The 16548-nt window shown below is 69.2% G+C and carries 16 protein-coding genes; 8 read left to right on the forward strand and 8 right to left on the reverse strand.

Annotated features, from left to right (window positions below; genetic code table 11):
- On the reverse strand, window positions 1-1349 hold a 1349-nt coding region (locus tag O3Q52_RS30430), incomplete at its 3' end, for a streptophobe family protein (protein ID WP_269651908.1).
- Between the two features lie 241 nt (window positions 1350-1590).
- Between O3Q52_RS30430 and O3Q52_RS30435 the strand changes: the two genes are divergently transcribed.
- On the forward strand, window positions 1591-4095 hold the full coding sequence (locus O3Q52_RS30435) for an FHA domain-containing protein (RefSeq protein WP_269651920.1): 2505 nt from the start codon (window positions 1591-1593) through the stop codon (window positions 4093-4095).
- An 88-nt stretch (window positions 4096-4183) separates the two neighbouring features.
- On the opposite strand, the gene O3Q52_RS30440 is transcribed toward O3Q52_RS30435, so the two are convergent.
- The 3 genes from O3Q52_RS30440 to O3Q52_RS30450 all read right to left on the reverse strand — a co-directional run bounded on the left by O3Q52_RS30440 (window position 4184) and on the right by O3Q52_RS30450 (window position 7011).
- On the reverse strand, window positions 4184-4891 hold the full coding sequence (locus O3Q52_RS30440) for a transglycosylase SLT domain-containing protein (RefSeq protein ID WP_269651909.1): 708 nt from the start codon (window positions 4889-4891) through the stop codon (window positions 4184-4186).
- Window positions 4892-5191: 300 nt separating this feature from the next.
- Window positions 5192-6319, reverse strand: coding sequence for an S-adenosylmethionine:tRNA ribosyltransferase-isomerase (locus O3Q52_RS30445; protein ID WP_269651910.1), 1128 nt, complete (start codon window positions 6317-6319; stop codon window positions 5192-5194).
- Window positions 6316-7011 carry an SDR family oxidoreductase gene (locus O3Q52_RS30450; protein WP_269651911.1) on the reverse strand — a complete coding sequence of 232 codons (696 nt, stop codon included), beginning with the start codon at window positions 7009-7011 and terminating at the stop codon, window positions 6316-6318. The genes O3Q52_RS30445 and O3Q52_RS30450 overlap by 4 nt, the downstream gene beginning before the upstream one ends.
- Window positions 7012-7198: 187 nt before the next feature.
- Here O3Q52_RS30450 and O3Q52_RS30455 point away from each other — a divergent pair, with 187 nt between their 5' ends.
- From O3Q52_RS30455 to chpE, 3 genes are all read left to right on the forward strand, one after another.
- A complete protein-coding gene (locus O3Q52_RS30455) occupies window positions 7199-8377 on the forward strand; it encodes a GAF domain-containing sensor histidine kinase (protein ID WP_269651912.1) in 1179 nt (392 codons plus the stop codon).
- Window positions 8370-9011, forward strand: coding sequence for a response regulator transcription factor (locus O3Q52_RS30460; protein ID WP_269651913.1), 642 nt, complete (start codon window positions 8370-8372; stop codon window positions 9009-9011). The genes O3Q52_RS30455 and O3Q52_RS30460 overlap by 8 nt, the downstream gene beginning before the upstream one ends.
- Before the next feature lie 195 nt (window positions 9012-9206).
- Window positions 9207-9452, forward strand: coding sequence for a chaplin ChpE (chpE, locus tag O3Q52_RS30465; RefSeq protein WP_055615420.1), 246 nt, complete (start codon window positions 9207-9209; stop codon window positions 9450-9452).
- A gap of 318 nt (window positions 9453-9770) precedes the next feature.
- Here the strand turns inward: chpE and O3Q52_RS30470 are convergent, their stop codons facing one another.
- On the reverse strand, window positions 9771-10559 hold the full coding sequence (locus tag O3Q52_RS30470; RefSeq protein ID WP_269651914.1) for a hypothetical protein: 789 nt from the start codon (window positions 10557-10559) through the stop codon (window positions 9771-9773).
- 122 nt (window positions 10560-10681) lie between these two features.
- Between O3Q52_RS30470 and O3Q52_RS30475 the strand changes: the two genes are divergently transcribed.
- The 3 genes from O3Q52_RS30475 (at window position 10682) to O3Q52_RS30485 (ending at window position 13058) form a co-directional block, all read left to right on the forward strand.
- Window positions 10682-11473 carry an ABC transporter ATP-binding protein gene (locus tag O3Q52_RS30475; protein WP_143636951.1) on the forward strand — a complete coding sequence of 264 codons (792 nt, stop codon included), beginning with the start codon at window positions 10682-10684 and terminating at the stop codon, window positions 11471-11473.
- A 72-nt stretch (window positions 11474-11545) separates the two neighbouring features.
- Window positions 11546-11977, forward strand: a complete 432-nt coding sequence (locus O3Q52_RS30480) for an NfeD family protein (RefSeq protein WP_269651915.1) — start codon at window positions 11546-11548, stop codon at window positions 11975-11977.
- Between the two features lie 130 nt (window positions 11978-12107).
- Window positions 12108-13058: an SPFH domain-containing protein gene (locus tag O3Q52_RS30485; RefSeq protein ID WP_269651916.1), complete on the forward strand. Its 951-nt coding sequence runs from the start codon at window positions 12108-12110 to the stop codon at window positions 13056-13058.
- A gap of 180 nt (window positions 13059-13238) precedes the next feature.
- Here O3Q52_RS30485 and O3Q52_RS30490 read toward each other — a convergent pair whose 3' ends face one another.
- The 3 genes from O3Q52_RS30490 to O3Q52_RS30500 form a co-directional block, all read right to left on the reverse strand.
- Window positions 13239-13745 carry an HNH endonuclease gene (locus O3Q52_RS30490; protein ID WP_200399165.1) on the reverse strand — a complete coding sequence of 169 codons (507 nt, stop codon included), beginning with the start codon at window positions 13743-13745 and terminating at the stop codon, window positions 13239-13241.
- 145 nt (window positions 13746-13890) lie between these two features.
- Window positions 13891-14430 (reverse strand): YbhB/YbcL family Raf kinase inhibitor-like protein, encoded by a 540-nt coding sequence (locus O3Q52_RS30495; protein ID WP_269651917.1) that lies wholly within the window; start codon window positions 14428-14430, stop codon window positions 13891-13893.
- Between the two features lie 50 nt (window positions 14431-14480).
- Entirely contained in the window at window positions 14481-15266 is a 786-nt protein-coding gene (locus O3Q52_RS30500) for a sporulation protein (RefSeq protein WP_269651918.1), read from the reverse strand.
- Window positions 15267-15433: 167 nt separating this feature from the next.
- Here O3Q52_RS30500 and O3Q52_RS30505 point away from each other — a divergent pair, with 167 nt between their 5' ends.
- Window positions 15434-16075 (forward strand): DNA-3-methyladenine glycosylase, encoded by a 642-nt coding sequence (locus O3Q52_RS30505; RefSeq protein WP_269651919.1) that lies wholly within the window; start codon window positions 15434-15436, stop codon window positions 16073-16075.
- Window positions 16076-16548: the final 473 nt, after the last annotated feature.

A 16548-nucleotide genomic window follows, 5' to 3' on the forward strand; every position in this document is an offset into this window, starting at 1 on the left:
CGGCCGGCGGCCCCGGTGGCGCAGGCCAGCAGGGCCCCCACCGTCCCCGCGCCCGCGCCCCACAGCGCCCCGAGCAGCAGTGCCATGCCCAGCTGCCCGTGCAGCTCTATCCCCGCGTCGAACGCGTCGATGCCCAGCACGGCCATCGAGGCGTCCACGGACACGTCCGTCAGCCAGGCGAGCAACGGCATCGCGAGCGCGGTCACGACCCCCAGCCGCAGCGCGCAGCGCCCGGCGAAACCGAGGACACCCCGCTCCCGTACGAACGGGGTGCGCACCGCGGTCAGCACGCCCGCGTAGAGCATCATCAGCGCCGCCGCGACCCCCAACAGCCAGACCCGGCTGTCCAGTTCGGCCAGCCGCCCGAGCGAGACGGACTGGTCGTCGGAAGCGCTCAGCAGCTTGTCCAGGGGGTCGGGCAGGAACTGGACGAGCGGTCCCGACGCGCTTCCGTCCCACGGCACGAAGAGCCCGATCGGGATGCCGAGCCACACCCCGTTGGGCGCCCCTACCAGCGCGGCGCCCGCGATCCGTTTCGGATTGTCGTCACCGATGGCCGCGTACGCAGCGGCCGAGAGCCCGGCGAGGACCGCCACCAGCAACACCGTGACCAGAGCGGACGCGGCAGGACGCACCAGGCGGTGCACCGCGGACAGGCCACGCGGCAGCGGAGTCCGGCGCGAGGCCAGCAGGGCGATCGCCAGGACGCCGAGCACCCAGCCCAGGCCGCCCAGCAGCGTCGGCACGGTCTCGACCGTGAAGCCCACCTTGGCGTTCGCGTCCGCGAGATCCCCGAGCCGGTCGGGCAGCAGTCCGCCGATGTCGCCAAGACCGGGCACGTCAACCTCGTCGGGCAGCCCGCCGCCCGGCAGTGAATCCAGCCCCAGCGAGCCGCCGTCGATGGTGATGACGTCGTGCCCCGCCCAGGCGAGACCGCCGAGCATCGCCACGAAGAGCGCCGCCACGGCGCCCGCGCGCGCGAACAGTTCGGCCGGCTCGATCACAACGCCTGCCCGGCGCAGTGACCGTAAGAAGAACCAGGACAGCAGCAGCGCACCCACCAGGCTCACGCCCAGTGGCGTGATCTGGAGGGCGGTGTCGGCCTGCGCGCCCTCAAGACCGAAAGCCGACACGTCGCCGGACGGTGTCACCGACCCACCCGCCCCGAGCGCCACAACCGCCGCGGTCATCGTCCCGAGCGAGCCGGACGCGTCCGCGCCGAGCAGATGCAGCCCCAGCGCCGCCACGCCGGCCATGCCGATCAACGCCCAGCTCACGGCGGCTATCGAGGACAGCAGCACATCACCCCACGGCACACGCCTGCCGTGTCCCACGGTTCCGTCGCTCATCGTCAGCCCCCCGACTCCGCGCCGCGATGGTTCCACCGCGGTGTCCCCCTCGCGTGGGATTACCACTCTCCGGGCCGGTTTCAACCCAGTCAACGGAAACGGACAAGCCGCCCGTACGCGGTCTTCACAAGGCCCGACTTTCGGTCAAGGGGGTCCTACTGAAATAGTTCCCCACGATGTTCGACATCCCTAGACTCCCTGTGATGGGGGAACTTCGGGGGACAACTCAGTGGGGCATGGAGTGCCGGAACTCGTACTGGAATTGAATGGACGGACCTGGACGCTCGATGCGTCCAGGCCATACACCCTCGGACGTGATCCGCAGGGGGACATCGTGCTCGACGACGCCAGGGTCTCCTGGCGTCACGCCACGATCAGCTGGGGCGGCCGCAGTTGGGTCATCGAGGACCACGGCAGCACCAACGGCACATTCGTGCAGGGGCAGCGGATCCATCAGATGGAGATCGGCCCCGGCTCGGCCGTGCACCTCGGGAACGCGACCGACGGACCGCGGCTGAGCCTGGGGGGCAACGCGGCCGCACCGCAGGCACAGCCCCAGCAGCAGCCGTACGCCGCGCAGGGCGCGCCCGCGGCCGGCTGGGCCCAGCAGGCTCCGCAGCCGCAGCAGCACGCACCGGAGCAGGGCTGGCAGCAGCCGCAGCAGGGCGCGCACATTCCGCCGCAGCAAGGACCCGGTGGGGGCGCGGGGGCGCCGCCGGTCTACGGCGACCGCAGCCCCACGACGTTCCACCAGTTCTCGCTCGGCCGTGTCATGCGCATCGGCCGTGCCCTGGAGAACGAGCTGGTCGTCTCCGACCTGCAGGTCTCGCGTCACCACGCGGAGTTCCACGCCACGCCGGACGGCCGCTACGAGATCCGCGACCTCGGCTCGCACAACGGCACGTACGTCAACGGCATGCCGATCGCCAAGGGTGGCTCCGCGCTGCTCGGCCCGAACGACATCGTCGGCGTCGGCCACTCGACGTTCCGCCTGGTCGGCGACCGGCTGGAAGAGTTCGTCGACACCGGTGAGGTCTCGTTCTCGGCCCGCCATCTGACGGTGACGGTCGACGGCGGCAAGCAGATCCTCAAGGACGTCTCCTTCGGTGTCCCGGAGAAGTCGCTCATCGCGGTCATCGGCCCGTCCGGTTCCGGCAAGTCGACGCTCCTGAAGGCGCTCACGGGCTACCGCCCCGCCAACCAGGGTGACGTCCTGTACGACAACCGGAACCTCTACAAGCAGTTCGCCGAGCTGCGTCAGCGCATCGGTCTGGTCCCGCAGGACGACATCCTGCACAAGGAACTGACCGTCAAGAAGGCCCTCAAGTACGCGGCCAAACTGCGCTTCCCCGCGGACACCACGACGCAGGAGCGCGACGCCCGTATCGACGAGGTGCTGCGCGAGCTCAAGCTCGACATCCACAAGGAGAAGAAGGTCACCTCCCTCTCCGGTGGCCAGCGCAAGCGCGTCTCGGTGGCCCTGGAGCTGCTGACCAAGCCGTCGCTGATCTTCCTGGACGAGCCGACCTCCGGCCTCGACCCGGGCATGGACCGCGACGTCATGCAGCTGCTGCGCGGCCTCGCCGACGACGGCCGTACGGTCCTCGTCGTCACGCACTCGGTGGCCGAGCTGGCCATCTGCGACAAGCTTCTGGTCATGGCGCCCGGCGGTTCGGTGGCCTATTTCGGTCCGCCCGAGGAGGCTCTGAACTTCTTCGGCTACGACACCTGGGCCGATGTCTTCTCCGCTTTCGAGAACTACCGCGACTACGACTGGGCGGGCCGCTGGAAGGGCTCGCAGCACTACCAGATGTACGCCGCGGACATCGACGCGGTGGCTCCGCAGTCCGTAGACATGCCGTCCGCCCAGGCGATGCGCCCGCCCAAGCCGCAGGGCTGGGGCTCACAGCTGATGACCCTGATCCGCCGCTACACGTCGGTGATCGCGTCCGACAAGGGCTTCCTGGCGCTGACGGTCATCCTGCCGGCCGTGCTCGGCGCGGTGAGCCTGCTCATCGAGCCCGACAAGACGCTGCTGGTGAACAAGCAGCTGGGGCCGAACGGCCTGCCCATCCCGAACAGCACGGCCGCCACGGTGCTGCTGATCCTCGCGGTCGGCGCCTGCTTCGCGGGCGCGGCCAACTCGGTCCGTGAGCTGATCAAGGAACGGGTCATCTACGAGCGGGAGCGCGCGACCGGTCTGTCGCGCTCCGCGTATCTGATGTCCAAGGTGATCGTCCTGGGCGTGATCACCATGCTCCAGGGTGCGCTGGTCGGCGCGATCGGCTTCATGAGCCGGACGATCCCCGACGAGGGCCTGATCCTCGGTGGCGCGGTCGCGGTCGAGCTGTCCCTGCCGATCATGGCGCTGGGCTTCACCTCGATGATGTTCGGCCTTGTCATCTCCTCGCTGGTGAAGACCGCCGAGAAGACCATGCCGCTGCTGGTCATGTTCGCGATCATCCAGGTCGTCTTCACCGGCTGCCTGTTCCCGCTGGCCGGGGCCCTGGGCGTCAACGAGTTCTCGTATCTGATGCCGTCGCGCTGGGCGGTCGGCGCCGCCGGCACCACGCTCGACTTCAACAAGATCAACCCGCACAACACGGCCGACTCGGACCCGCTCTGGGACCACGAGGCGCTGACCTGGGCACTGGACATGGCCGCGCTCTTCGCGCTCGCCGCCGTCTGCGCCTTCCTCGTGGCGCGCTTCCTGCGCCGCCACGAGCCCGAGGTCATGCGCAAGTAGCCGGACCGTTCAGAAGAGACACGCGAAGGGCGGCGCCCCGTTGGGGGTGCCGCCCTTTCGGCGTACGTGTCAGAGGTCCGCGCAAACCTCAGTACGCGCTGTTGACGTTGTCGATCGAGCCGTACCGGTCGGCCGCGTAGTTGGCGGCGGCGGTGATGTTGGCGACCGGGTCGTACTGGCTCTTGGGCGTGCCGGCGACGTGGTACGCGTCGAAGGTCGGCTTGATGACCTGCAGCAGACCGATGGACGGGACACCGTTGATCGCGTTGATGTCCCAGTTGTTGATGGCGTTGGGGTCGCCCGCGGACTCCCGGATGATGTTGCGGTGCAGGCCGTCGTACGTGCCCGGGATGCCGCGCTTCTTCATGATGTCCAGCGACTGGCGTATCCAGCCGTCCAGGTTGTTCGCGTAGGTCTTCGCGGCAGGCTTGACGGCGGCACGCTTGGCGGACCGGCTCGCGGCCTCCTTCGCCTTGCGGGCGTCCTCGGCCTTCTTCTTCTCGGCGGCCTCCGCGGCCTTCTTGGCGGCCGCGGCGTCGGCGGCCTTCTTCTTCGCGGCCGCGGCCTGGGCGTCGGCCAGCTGTCCGCTGAGACCGGCCGTGGCGGGCTTGAGCTGCTCGGCGGAGAAGGCGACCGGAGCGGCGGCGACCGAGTCGGCGCTGGCCTGCTGGGTGTTCCCCGGCACGAGCGAGAACGCGAGGGCGGCGGCGCCCAGCGTGGCGACACCGGCGAGGGAGAGCTTGTGGGTCTTGGTCAGCGTGCGGCTATGACCAGGAGTGTTCTGCTGCTTGGGCATGGCTGATGGACCTCTTCGAATAGCGCGGAGGTCGCTCTCGGCCCGATGGGGACAAAGGTGTTTCCGGGACAAGCGCCGTGGGTAAGAACCCGCGCCGCCGAGCGACCGATGGCCATTCTTAGCGGTCGCAATTTCCTGTGGCAAAGGTGTGACGTACGAACCCGGGTAGTGGAGCCAGGAAGGGCAAATCGGGGCAGACTGACACGTCTGCCCCGCTCATGCCGAGTCTGTTTGTCTCCTAGGTCCCTTCGTACGTGATGTGCGTCCTATGCGCGGGCTCACACCGGCCCCGGTCCGGCCTCACCAGCAGTTGCTGGAGCAATGCTCTGTGTGAGGATCTTCCTCCGGGAGGATGAGGTGCACGTCGCCGAACTCGTGCCACAGGTAGCGCCCCCGCAGCGCTGCGTCGTACCCGCGGTCGATGGCGGCCCGCCCGGCGACCGCCTCCAGCATCAGCAGATGCGAGGCCTCGGGCTCGTGCAGCCCGGTCAGCAGCCCGTCGACGACCCGCACCCCGCGCTCCGGGGTCACCACGAGATCGGTCCAGCCCTGCGTCGCCCGCACCACCCCGTCGGCACCGGTCGCCGACTCCACCGCCCGTACGGCCGTCGTCCCCACCGCGACGACCCTGCCGTCTCCCGCCCCGGCCGCGTTGATCAGCCGCGCCGAGGTCTCCGGCACCGCGAAGCGCTCCGGGTACGGCGGCTCGTGCGCCTCGGCCGAGGCGACCCCGGTGTGCAGCGTGACCGGCGCGAACTGCACGCCACGGCTCACCAGCGCCGCCACCAGCCGAGCGGTGAAGGGCCGCGCCGCGCTCGGCATCTCCGCACTGCCCGCCCCGTCGGCGGACGGCAGCGCGAACACCGTCTGGTACGCGGACAGCGGCTGGTCCCGCTCCGTATAGGAGTAACGAATGGGCCGCCCGTGCCGGCCCAGCAGCCCCAGGACGTCGGCCTCCGGCCCCGGACCGCCCGGCTCCGGCACCTTTCCACCCGGTTCCGACGCCCGCCCCCACCACAGCCGCGGGCTGCGCTCCGTGAGGGGCTCCTCCAGGACGAGCCGTACGTCGCCGGGGAGACGCACCTCTGTCCCCGCGGGCCCACCCGCACGCGCGCGCGTGGTGCCCCTTCCGTCGGGATCGCGCACCTCCACGGCCCAGCGCCCGTCGTCGCCCCGCGTGGAGAAATGCACCACCACGCGCGCGTGCCCGATCCGCCCGTCCACCGCGGCCGCCAGCGTCGGTGACGTGTTCACGATGAGCAGGTCCCCCGCTCTCAGCAGACCAGGCAGCTCCGCGAACCCGTGATGCGACACTTCCGTACCGCGCGAGACGAGCAACCGCACCGCGTCACGGTCGAGCCCCTGGCCCCGCTGCTCGGCGGGCACCCGGGCCGACAGTTCCTCCGGCACCCGAAGGGCCGTCGTCATCGCTGCTCCAGCAGCGCCGGTGCCCCGTAGCGCCCGCTCGCCGGACGCTTCTCGAGCAGCCGCAGAAAGGCCGGCACGACACTGACCGGATCCGGCCGGGGATCCCCGTCGTCCGGCACGGCCGCCGCGTACAGATCGGTGCCCATGTCGCCCGGGTCGACCGCCCAGACCCGCAGTCCGGGCTCCTCCTCCCCGAGCACCGCCGACAGATGGTCCAGCGCCGCCTTCGAGGCCCCGTAGCCGCCCCAGGTCTCGTACGCCTCGGCCGCGGCGTCCGAGCTGACATCGATCACCGCACCCGCAGGGGACTCCCGCAGCAGCGGCAGCGCCTCCTGGATCAGACCGAGCGCCGCGACCACGTTGACCTCCAGGGCCCGCCGCAGCCCGTCCAGGTCCAGCGCGTCGAGACGTACGAGAGGTTCGGCGCCCAGCGCGCTCGCGTTGTTCACCAGGAGATCGACGCCGCCGAGCCCCCGCGCCGCCGCCACCAGACCGGCCCGGTGGGCACCGTCCGTGACGTCCCCTGGCAGCGCCTCGACCCCTGTCCCGTACTTGGCGAGGGCGGCGGCCGTCTCCTGGAGGACTCCCGCCGTTCTGGCGTCGAGCACCAGATCCCAGCCGCGCTCCGCCAGGGCCTCGGCGAGCGCGCGCCCCAGCCCCTTCGAAGCCCCCGTGATGATCGCTACCGGCATGACTTCCGTCCCCTCGTCCCATGGCCGCCGCTCCCGGCGAGTGCCTCCAACGTAGGAACCGGACCGCCCCGGCCGCCTCGTGCGCGGGCCGCAATGCGGAGGGGCCCTTCGCCCTAGGCCCAGCGGCCCAGGGAGGGCCGCCACAGGTCGGATACGCACTGTCACACCCCGCCGGTACCGTGAGGTCATGAGCAAAGGACCCCGGTCGGGCCTGTCCGCGGTGAGCACCGCGCTGCTGGCCATGAGCCGCCACCTGGAGGTGCGCGACGTCCTCAAGACGATCGTCGCCTCGGCCCGCGAACTGCTCGACGCGGAGTACGCGGCGCTGGGGGTCCCCGACGACCACGGCGGCTTCGCCCAGTTCGTCGTCGACGGCGTCAGCGACGCCCAGTGGAAGGCCATCGGCCCGCTCCCGCGCCAGCACGGCATCCTCGCCGCGATGCTGCACGAGGCCCGCCCCGAGCGCCTCGCAGACGTGCGCGAGGACCCCCGCTTCGAGGGCTGGCCCTCCGCCCACCCCGACATGTCCGACTTCCTGGGCCTGCCCATCCGCGACGGCGACGAGATCATGGGCGCCCTGTTCCTGGCGAACAAGCTGCGTCCTGCGGAGGGAAGCCCCCCACACTCTCAGGGCCCCAAGCCGGAAGGCGGTTGCGGCTTCACCCAGGACGACGAGGAACTCCTGACGATCCTCGCGCAGCACGCCGCGATCGCCCTCACAAACGCCCGGCTGTACGAGCGCAGCCGCGAACTCACCATCGTCGAGGAGCGCTCCCGCCTCGCCCACGAACTGCACGACGCCGTCAGCCAGAAGCTGTTCTCCCTGCGCCTCACCGCCCAGGCCGCCGCCGCCCTGGTCGACCGCGACCCGGCCCGCGCCAAGGGCGAACTCCAGCAGGTGGCCGCCCTCGCCGCCGAGGCCGCCGACGAACTGCGCGCGGCCGTCGTCGAGTTGCGCCCCGCGGCACTCGACGAGGACGGACTGGTCGCCACGCTGCGCACTCAGATACAGGTCCTCGACCGCGCCCACTCCGCGCGCGTGACCTTCGACAGCCGCGGTGTCCGCGCACTGCCCGCGGCCCAGGAGGAGGCCATGCTGCGCGTCGCCCAGGAAGCGCTGCACAACGCGCTGCGGCACTCCGGCGCCGCCCGCGTCGACGTCACCCTGGAGCGGCACGGACCCGGCGCCGTCCTGCGCGTCACCGACGACGGCAGCGGATTCGAACCCAGGGCGACGCGCCGCGCGGGACGCCACCTCGGCCTGGTGTCCATGCGCGACCGGACCAACGGCGTCGCAGGCACGCTCACCGTGGAATCGGCGCCCGGAAAGGGCACCACGATCGAGATGGAGGTCCCTGGTGGCTGACGCAATCAAGGTGCTGCTCGTCGACGACCACCAAGTGGTCCGCCGGGGCCTGCGCACCTTCCTCGAAGTACAGGACGACATCGAGGTCGTGGGAGAGGCGTCCGACGGCGCCGAAGGAGTCGCCCGCGCCGAGGAGTTGAAGCCCGACGTCGTCCTCATGGACGTCAAGATGCCGGGCATGGACGGCGTGGAGGCCCTGCGCAAGCTCCGCGAACTCGACAACCCCGCGCGCGTGCTCATCGTCACCAGCTTCACCGAGCAGCGCACGGTGATCCCGGCCCTGCGCGCGGGCGCCGCCGGGTACGTCTACAAGGACGTGGACCCCGACGCCCTCGCCGGAGCCATCCGCTCGGTCCACGCCGGGCACATCCTGCTCCAGCCCGAGGTGGCCGGCGCGCTGCTGTCCCAGGAGGAGACCAACTACGGGCAGGGGAGAGGCAATTCACTGACGGAACGGGAGCGCGAGGTGCTCGGCCTGATCGCCGACGGCCGCTCCAACCGCGAGATCGCCCGCGCCCTCGTTCTCTCCGAGAAGACCGTCAAGACGCACGTCTCGAACATCCTGATGAAACTCGACCTCGCCGACCGAACACAGGCCGCCCTGTGGGCCGTACGTCATGGTGTGACCGGCTGATGACCTGCTGATCCGCCCGGCGGCGGTCTTCCGGACAGCACTACGGACGGCAACACGGAGGGTTCCGTTCCGGACTGAGATTCATACCGTCGTGGGAATGTCCCCCGGATGGCGCATCCTTCCTGGATCTCCACCGTTCTTCAGTGCGTGCTGCGGCGCTTTGCCGCAGTGGTTCACAAGGAGAGGGCTCAAGAAGTGAAGAACCTGAAGAAGGCCGCAGCCGTCACGATGGTGGCCGGTGGCCTGGTTGCCGCCGGTGCCGGTTTCGCCTCCGCCACCGATGGTGCGCACGCGGGCGGCAAGGCCGTCGGCTCGCCGGGCGTCGCCTCGGGCAACCTCGTCCAGGTCCCCGTCGCCATCCCGGTGAACGCGGTCGGCAACACCGTGAACGTTGTCGGCATCCTGAACCCGGCGTTCGGCAACGACGGCTTCAACGGCTGACGTTCGCACCTCGGGTCACCACTGACCACCGGCCTTCCAGGCAACCCTGGGGGGCCGGTCCGGCTTTCGGCTCACCCGATACCTGCGGTTCGCCTGTGGCTGGTCGCGCAGGTCCCCGCGCCCTGGGGGCGTCTGCCGTCGGTGGGCACAGCGCGAGTGGTTCGTGGCTGAGCGCGCAGTTCGCCGCGCCCCTAAAGAACGGGCCCGCCTTTTAGGGGCGCGGGGCTCTGACATTTGCGGCTCCGCCGCGGGGCGCGACCAGCCACAACGAACCCGCAGCCGCCGAACAGCACTCCCCGCCGAGTCAGTGGGCGCAGCTCAACGAACCCCCCGCTCCCGCTCCTCCACAAACGCGTTGAACGCCGCCACCTGAGCCCGCCGAGCCGTCCGCTCGACCGGCCGCAACGCCTCGGAGCGCGCGGCCATCTCGGACGCGCTCACCGCCCCACCGTGCCCGTTCTCGAAGGCGACGGAGATGAGCAGCCCGACCCGCTGGGCCAGCTCCAACACCCGTACCGCACGCGGCGGATACCCGGGGGCGAGCACCTCACGACCCCGCTCCGCCCGAGCCCGGTACGCGTCGATCGCCGCCGCGGCGACCGGACCCGACCCGGCGACATCGAGCCGCGACAACATCTCCGTGGCATCGCGCAGCGCCTCAGCGAGCTCCCGCTCCGCCTCGCCGAGGGACGGCACATCGGCCGGCGGCGCCTCCCGCACGGGCAGACAGTGCCAGACGACCTCCACATGCACATCGCCCTCGGGCCCGGCCTCGTACACCTCCGGTACGAGCCCCAGCGCGGCCCCGTGACAGATCACCGCCTCCTCGGCATCGAGGGCGCGGGCGTTGAAGTCGGGCGGTCCGCTCAGCCCGAGCGGATGCCCGGGCGCGGGCAGTGCGACCCGCAGACCGGTCACCCCGAGCGCGCGCAGCCGCCCCAGGGCAAGGGTGAGTCCGACGGGCGCGGTCTCACCGGGCAGCCCCTCCACCCGATGCACCGCGTCCTCGCCGACGATGGCGACGACCGCGTCGTCCGGAGAGGCAAAACCGGCCAACAGGGCATTTCCCCATGCCGCCAGTCGTCCTGAGCGTGGTTCCGAATGCATGGCTCCCACCCTAAGGACCGGCCGATGGATTGGACGGGTCGACCGGTGGCGTAGGTTTTCCCTGGGGGCTGCGTCCACAGACGTCAGCGACGGCCGAGACTGCAATGGGAGACAGCGCGCTCATGAGCGATGTTCTGGAGCTTGAGGACGTATCCGTGGTCCGAGAGGGCCGGGCTCTGGTGGACCAGGTCTCCTGGTCGGTCAAGGAAGGCGAGCGCTGGGTCATCCTCGGTCCCAACGGCGCCGGAAAAACGACCCTTCTGAACCTCGCCTCCAGCTACCTCTACCCCAGCCAGGGCACCGCCACCATCCTCGGCGAGACCCTCGGCAAGGTCGACGTCTTCGAGCTGCGCCCGCGCATCGGCATGGCCGGCATCGCCATGGCGGAGAAGCTCCCCAAGCGCCAGACCGTCCTGCAGACCGTCCTGACCGCCGCGTACGGCATGACCGCCGGCTGGCACGAGGACTACGAGGACGTCGACGAGCAGCGCGCCCGCGCCTTCCTCGACCGCCTCGGCATGACCGAGTTCGTGGACCGAAAGTTCGGCACGCTCTCCGAGGGCGAGCGCAAGCGCACCCTCATCGCCCGCGCGCTGATGACCGACCCCGAGCTCCTCCTCCTCGACGAACCCGCCGCCGGTCTCGACCTCGGCGGCCGCGAGGACCTCGTACGCCGCCTCGGCCGCCTCGCCCGCGACCCGATTGCCCCCTCCATGCTCATGGTCACGCACCACGTCGAGGAGATCGCCCCGGGCTTCACCCACGTCCTGATGATCCGTCAGGGCAAGGTGCTCGCCGCCGGCCCCCTGGAGCTCGAACTCACCTCGCGCAACCTGTCGTTGTGCTTCGGCCTCCCGCTCGTCGTCGAACAGGTCGGTGAGCGCTGGACCGCGCAGGGCCTGCCCCTGTCCTGACAACCAGGAACACCTGCCTCAACTTGATCGGCGCCCTGTCGGGGACAGGACCCGCGGACCTACCATGACCACGTGGACGACATCGACGCATGGGTGTGGTGGCTGATCGGCGCGGTCGGGCTCGGAATCCCGCTCGTCGTGACCGCGATGCCGGAGTTCGGAATGCTCGCCGTCGGCGCCGTCGCGGGCGCCGTGACCGCGGGACTCGGAGGCGGTGTGGTCCTCCAGGTGGTGGTCTTCGCCGCCGTCTCGGTCGCGCTCATCGCGGTCGTACGCCCCGTCGCCACCCGACATCGCTCCCAGCGGCCCCAACTCGCCACAGGCATCGACGCCTTGAAGGGCAAACAGGCCCTCGTCCTGGAGAGAGTCGACGGTTCGGGTGGCCGGATCAAGCTCGCCGGAGAGGTCTGGTCCGCGCGCGCCCTCGACACCGGACGCGCCTACGAAGCAGGCGAAGAAGTGGACGTCGTGGAGATCGAAGGGGCCACGGCGATCGTCATGTGACTCCTGTGGCGTCCAGTGAACGGAACGTCGCACGTGGCGAGTTGTGGTCTGACACACTCGTCCAGCAAGATCTTCGACAATCACAAGATCTTCCGGAAGCACCTAGGCGGAGAAGGGTACGGGGACCACGATGGAACCGATCATCATCGTCCTGATCATTCTGGTGGTGTTGGTCTTCATCGCACTGATCAAGACCATCCAGGTGATCCCACAGGCCAGCGCGGCCATCGTCGAGCGGTTCGGCCGCTACACGCGCACGCTCAACGCCGGCCTCAACATCGTCGTCCCGTTCATCGACTCGATCCGCAACCGCATCGACCTCCGTGAACAGGTCGTTCCGTTCCCGCCCCAGCCGGTGATCACCCAGGACAACCTGGTCGTGAACATCGACACCGTCATCTACTACCAGGTGACCGACGCCCGCGCCGCCACCTACGAGGTCGCCAGCTACATCCAGGCGATCGAGCAGCTCACCGTCACCACGCTCCGCAACATCATCGGTGGCATGGACCTGGAGCGGACCCTGACCTCCCGCGAGGAGATCAACGCGGCCCTGCGCGGTGTCCTCGACGAGGCCACCGGCAAGTGGGGCATCCGCGTCAACCGCGTCGAACTCAAGGCCATCGAGCCGCCCACCTCCATCCAGGACTCGATGGAGAAGCAGATGCGCGCCGACCGTGACAAGCGCGCCGCGATCCTCACCGCCGAAGGTATCCGCCAGTCGCAGATCCTCACCGCCGAGGGTGAGAAGCAGTCCGCGATCCTGCGCGCCGAGGGTGAGGCAAGGGCCGCCGCACTGCGCGCCGAGGGCGAGGCCCAGGCCATCCGTACGGTCTTCGAGTCCATCCACGCCGGAGACGCGGACCAGAAGCTCCTCGCCTACCAATACCTCCAGATGCTCCCGAAGATCGCCGAAGGCGACGCCAACAAACTCTGGATCGTCCCCAGCGAGATCGGCGACGCCCTCAAGGGCCTCAGCGGCGCCATGGGCAACTTCGGCCCGATGGGCGGCATGGGCGGAGGCGGCGGCCAGGCCACCCCGCCCACAGAACGCCGAGAAAAGCCCTCGGTCACGGACTGACACCGACTACGGAAAGCGGCTCCTAGTGTCCCTGACCAGGGACACGAGGAGCCGCTTTTTGCCTTTAGGGGCGCGGGGAACGGCGCAATCTTTTAGGGGCGCGAGGAACTGCGCGACCAGCCACAACGCACCCGCACCCAACGAACAACCCGCAGTGATCCAGCACAACCAGCGGAGCGCCTACGCCGCCGGCTGCGCAAGCCACTCCGGCAATGCCTCAAGATCATCCCGCCCCAGCGCAAGCAACATCGCATCGGCAGGCGTCGGCTCGAACGGCTGCCGCAACAGCGGCATCCCCGCCTGCTCCGGCGTCCGCGCGGCCTTGCGATGGTTGTCCTCCGCGCACGAGGCAACCGTGTTCAGCCAGGAGTCCTGACCACCCTGTGCCCGAGGCACGACATGGTCCACGGTCGTCGCCCGACGACCGCAGTACGCGCACCTGTGCCGGTCACGCACCAGGACACCCCGCCTCGACCACGGCGCTTGTCTTCGGAACGGCACCCGTACATAGCGGCACAGCCTGATCACCCGGGGCGCCGGTATGTCGAGCGCGGCTCCGCGCATACGCAGTTCGGGGTGGGCCTGCTCGACAACGGCCTTGTCCTGCAGCACCAGAACGACGGCTCGATTCAACGTCACCGTCGACAGCGGCTCAAAGCTCGCATTCAGCACCAGCGTGTCCCGCATCAAGCCCACCTCCCATGCGCACCGGCCCACCGCCTGGCGGGCTTGGATCAACTCTGGCCGGGCACGCCGAGATGGACAACGCAATAAAAAATGCCCGCCCCTGATCAATTCCATGACCAGGGGCGGGCAAACGTTCAGTGAACGCTCAGCTGTCCGCGGGAGCCGCGTACTCGGCGACGATCTGCGTCCTCGCCAGCGTGTGGAACCGGAGACTGAAGCCCACGACAGCCGGGGAGGCGTCCGAGTCGGGACCGAGTTTCTCCTGGTCCACCGCGTACACCGTGAACACGTACCGGTGCGCCGGGTCCCCGGCGGGCGGCGCGGCGCCGCCGAAGTCCTTCGACCCGTAGTCGTTGCGCGCCTGCACGGCGCCCTCGGGCAAGCCCTCGAACTTCCCCGTACCCGCGCCCGTCGGCAGTTCCGCCACCGAGGCCGGAATGTCGAACACGACCCAGTGCCAGAAGCCGCTCCCCGTAGGGGCGTCCGGGTCGAAGCACGTCACGGCGAAACTCTTGGTCTCCGGCGGGAAGCCTTCCCAGCGCAGCTGCGGCGAAATGTTCCCGGCCGCGTAGACCTGAGCGTCCTTCAGCGTCGCGCCCGGCTCGACGTCCTCACTCGTGACCGTGAACGACGGCACGACGGGATGGAAGTCATGGGGAAGCGGCGGCCTCTTGGGCTCGGTCACCTCGGCACCTCCTGATCGGTTCCTGATCCTTGGAAACTCTCGCCCCGAGCCTAGAACCAGTTCCGCTTGCTACCGACCTCGGACAGCCACTGGTTGAGATAGGCGGTCCAGTCGGTCCCCTGGAAGTCGTTGAGCCCCACCTTGAAGGAGCGGAACGTGTCGCTGCCCTCACTGAAGAGACCCGGCTTCTTGTCCATCTCCAGTACGACGTCCATCTCACGGTCGTCCGCGACGAAGCTGAGTTCGACCTGGTTGAGACCGCGGTACTGCTGCGGCGGGAAGAACTCGATCTCCTGGTAGAACGGCAGCTTCTGCCGCGTACCCCGGATGTGGCCGCGCTCCAGGTCCGCGTTCTTGAAGCGGAAGCCCAGCTGGATGAACGCGTCCAGCAGCGCCTGCTGCGCCGGCAGTGGGTGCACGCTGATCGGGTCCAGGTCACCGGAGTCCACCGCGCGAGCGATCTCCAGCTCCGTGGTCACACCGACGTTCATCCCGCGCAGCGGCTGCCCGGCGATGGTCGTGATCGGCGTCTCCCACGGGATCTCGAGCCCGAACGGCACCGCGTGCACCCCGCCCGCCTGCAGCTCGAAGGCACCGCCGAGCCGCAGCTTCGTGAACTCGACGTCCTGCTTGTACTCCTGGTCGTCATGGCCCTCGACCTCGACCCGGGCCTGGAGACCGACCGACAGACCCTCGATCGCCTGGTTCACGGACCCGCCCTGGATCCGCACCTCACCCTGGACGACGCCGCCGGGAACGACGTTGACCTCGGTCAGCACCGTCTCGACCGAAGCCCCACCGGCCCCCAGGCTCGCGAGCAGCCGCTTGAACCCCATGTCTTTTCCTCCTCGGGCAACGCCCCGTTGTTGTTCTGTCCGGATCGGATCCTTGATCCATACAAACGCGATCCAGCCGTGTCCGGTTCCGCGCACTCACCCTGGCAAGACGCACGCTCCCTGACCACCCCGCACGCAGTCACACCTCTGCACTACGCTCGTACGCCATGATCGCGGCCCCTGACCGTACGCCCCTCACCCGGGAGTTCTTCGACCGACCCGTACTGGAGGTCGCCCCCGACCTCCTGGGGCGCGTGCTCGTGCGCACCACCCCGGACGGTCCGATCGAACTCCGCCTCACGGAGGTCGAGGCGTACGACGGTCCGAACGATCCCGGCTCCCACGCCTATCGCGGCCGCACGGCCCGCAACGGCGTGATGTTCGGTCCGCCCGGGTACGTGTACGTCTACTTCACCTACGGCATGTGGCACTGCATGAACCTGGTGTGCGGCCCGGAGGACAGGGCGAGCGCGGTCCTGCTCCGCGCAGGCGAGATCACCGAAGGCGCCGAACTGGCATGCAAACGTCGACTTTCGGCCCGATATGACAGAGAACTGGCCAAAGGCCCGGCCCGCCTGGCCACGGCCCTGGGGATCGACCGGGCTCTCGACGGTACGGACGCATGCGCCACCGAGGGTTCACCCCTGAGCCTTCTCGCAGGCACTCCGGTGCCCTCCGACCAGGTACGCAACGGTCCGCGCACCGGTGTGTCCGGCGACGGAGGCGTCCACCCGTGGCGCTTCTGGGTCGACAACGACCCGACGGTGAGCCCTTATCGGGCCCATACCCCCCGCCGTCACCGAACTTGACTCTCCCCTGGGAGGTCCGTAATGTAGCCCGAGCCGCTGAACCGGGTACGGCGTTCAGTCAGCAGTCGGAAGCGGCCAACCCACTACCTACGACTTCCTCTGAGCGAGGGCGAATTCGGCGTGCCTGCATGCCTGAATTCAAGCTTGCGGAACTCGATTATGAGTTGCTGAGGGGATCGGCTAACGTAGTGAATGTCGAAAGGCCGCGAGGCCAAAAGGCAAATCCCACCGACTGGGAATCACGGCCCGAAAGGGTCTGATAGAGTCGGAAACGCAAGACCGAAGGGAAGCCCGGAGGAAAGCCCGAGAGGGTGAGTACAAAGGAAGCGTCCGTTCCTTGAGAACTCAACAGCGTGCCAAAAATCAACGCCAGATATGTTGATACCCCGTCCACCGCATTATGTGGTGGGTGGAGGTTCCTTTGAAAAAGTCCTGCCGGGCTAACACTTGGCAGGCGCATCAGCGAGGACGCT

This window comes from Streptomyces sp. ActVer (assembly GCF_027270795.1).
GTDB lineage: Bacteria > Actinomycetota > Actinomycetes > Streptomycetales > Streptomycetaceae > Streptomyces > Streptomyces umbrinus_A.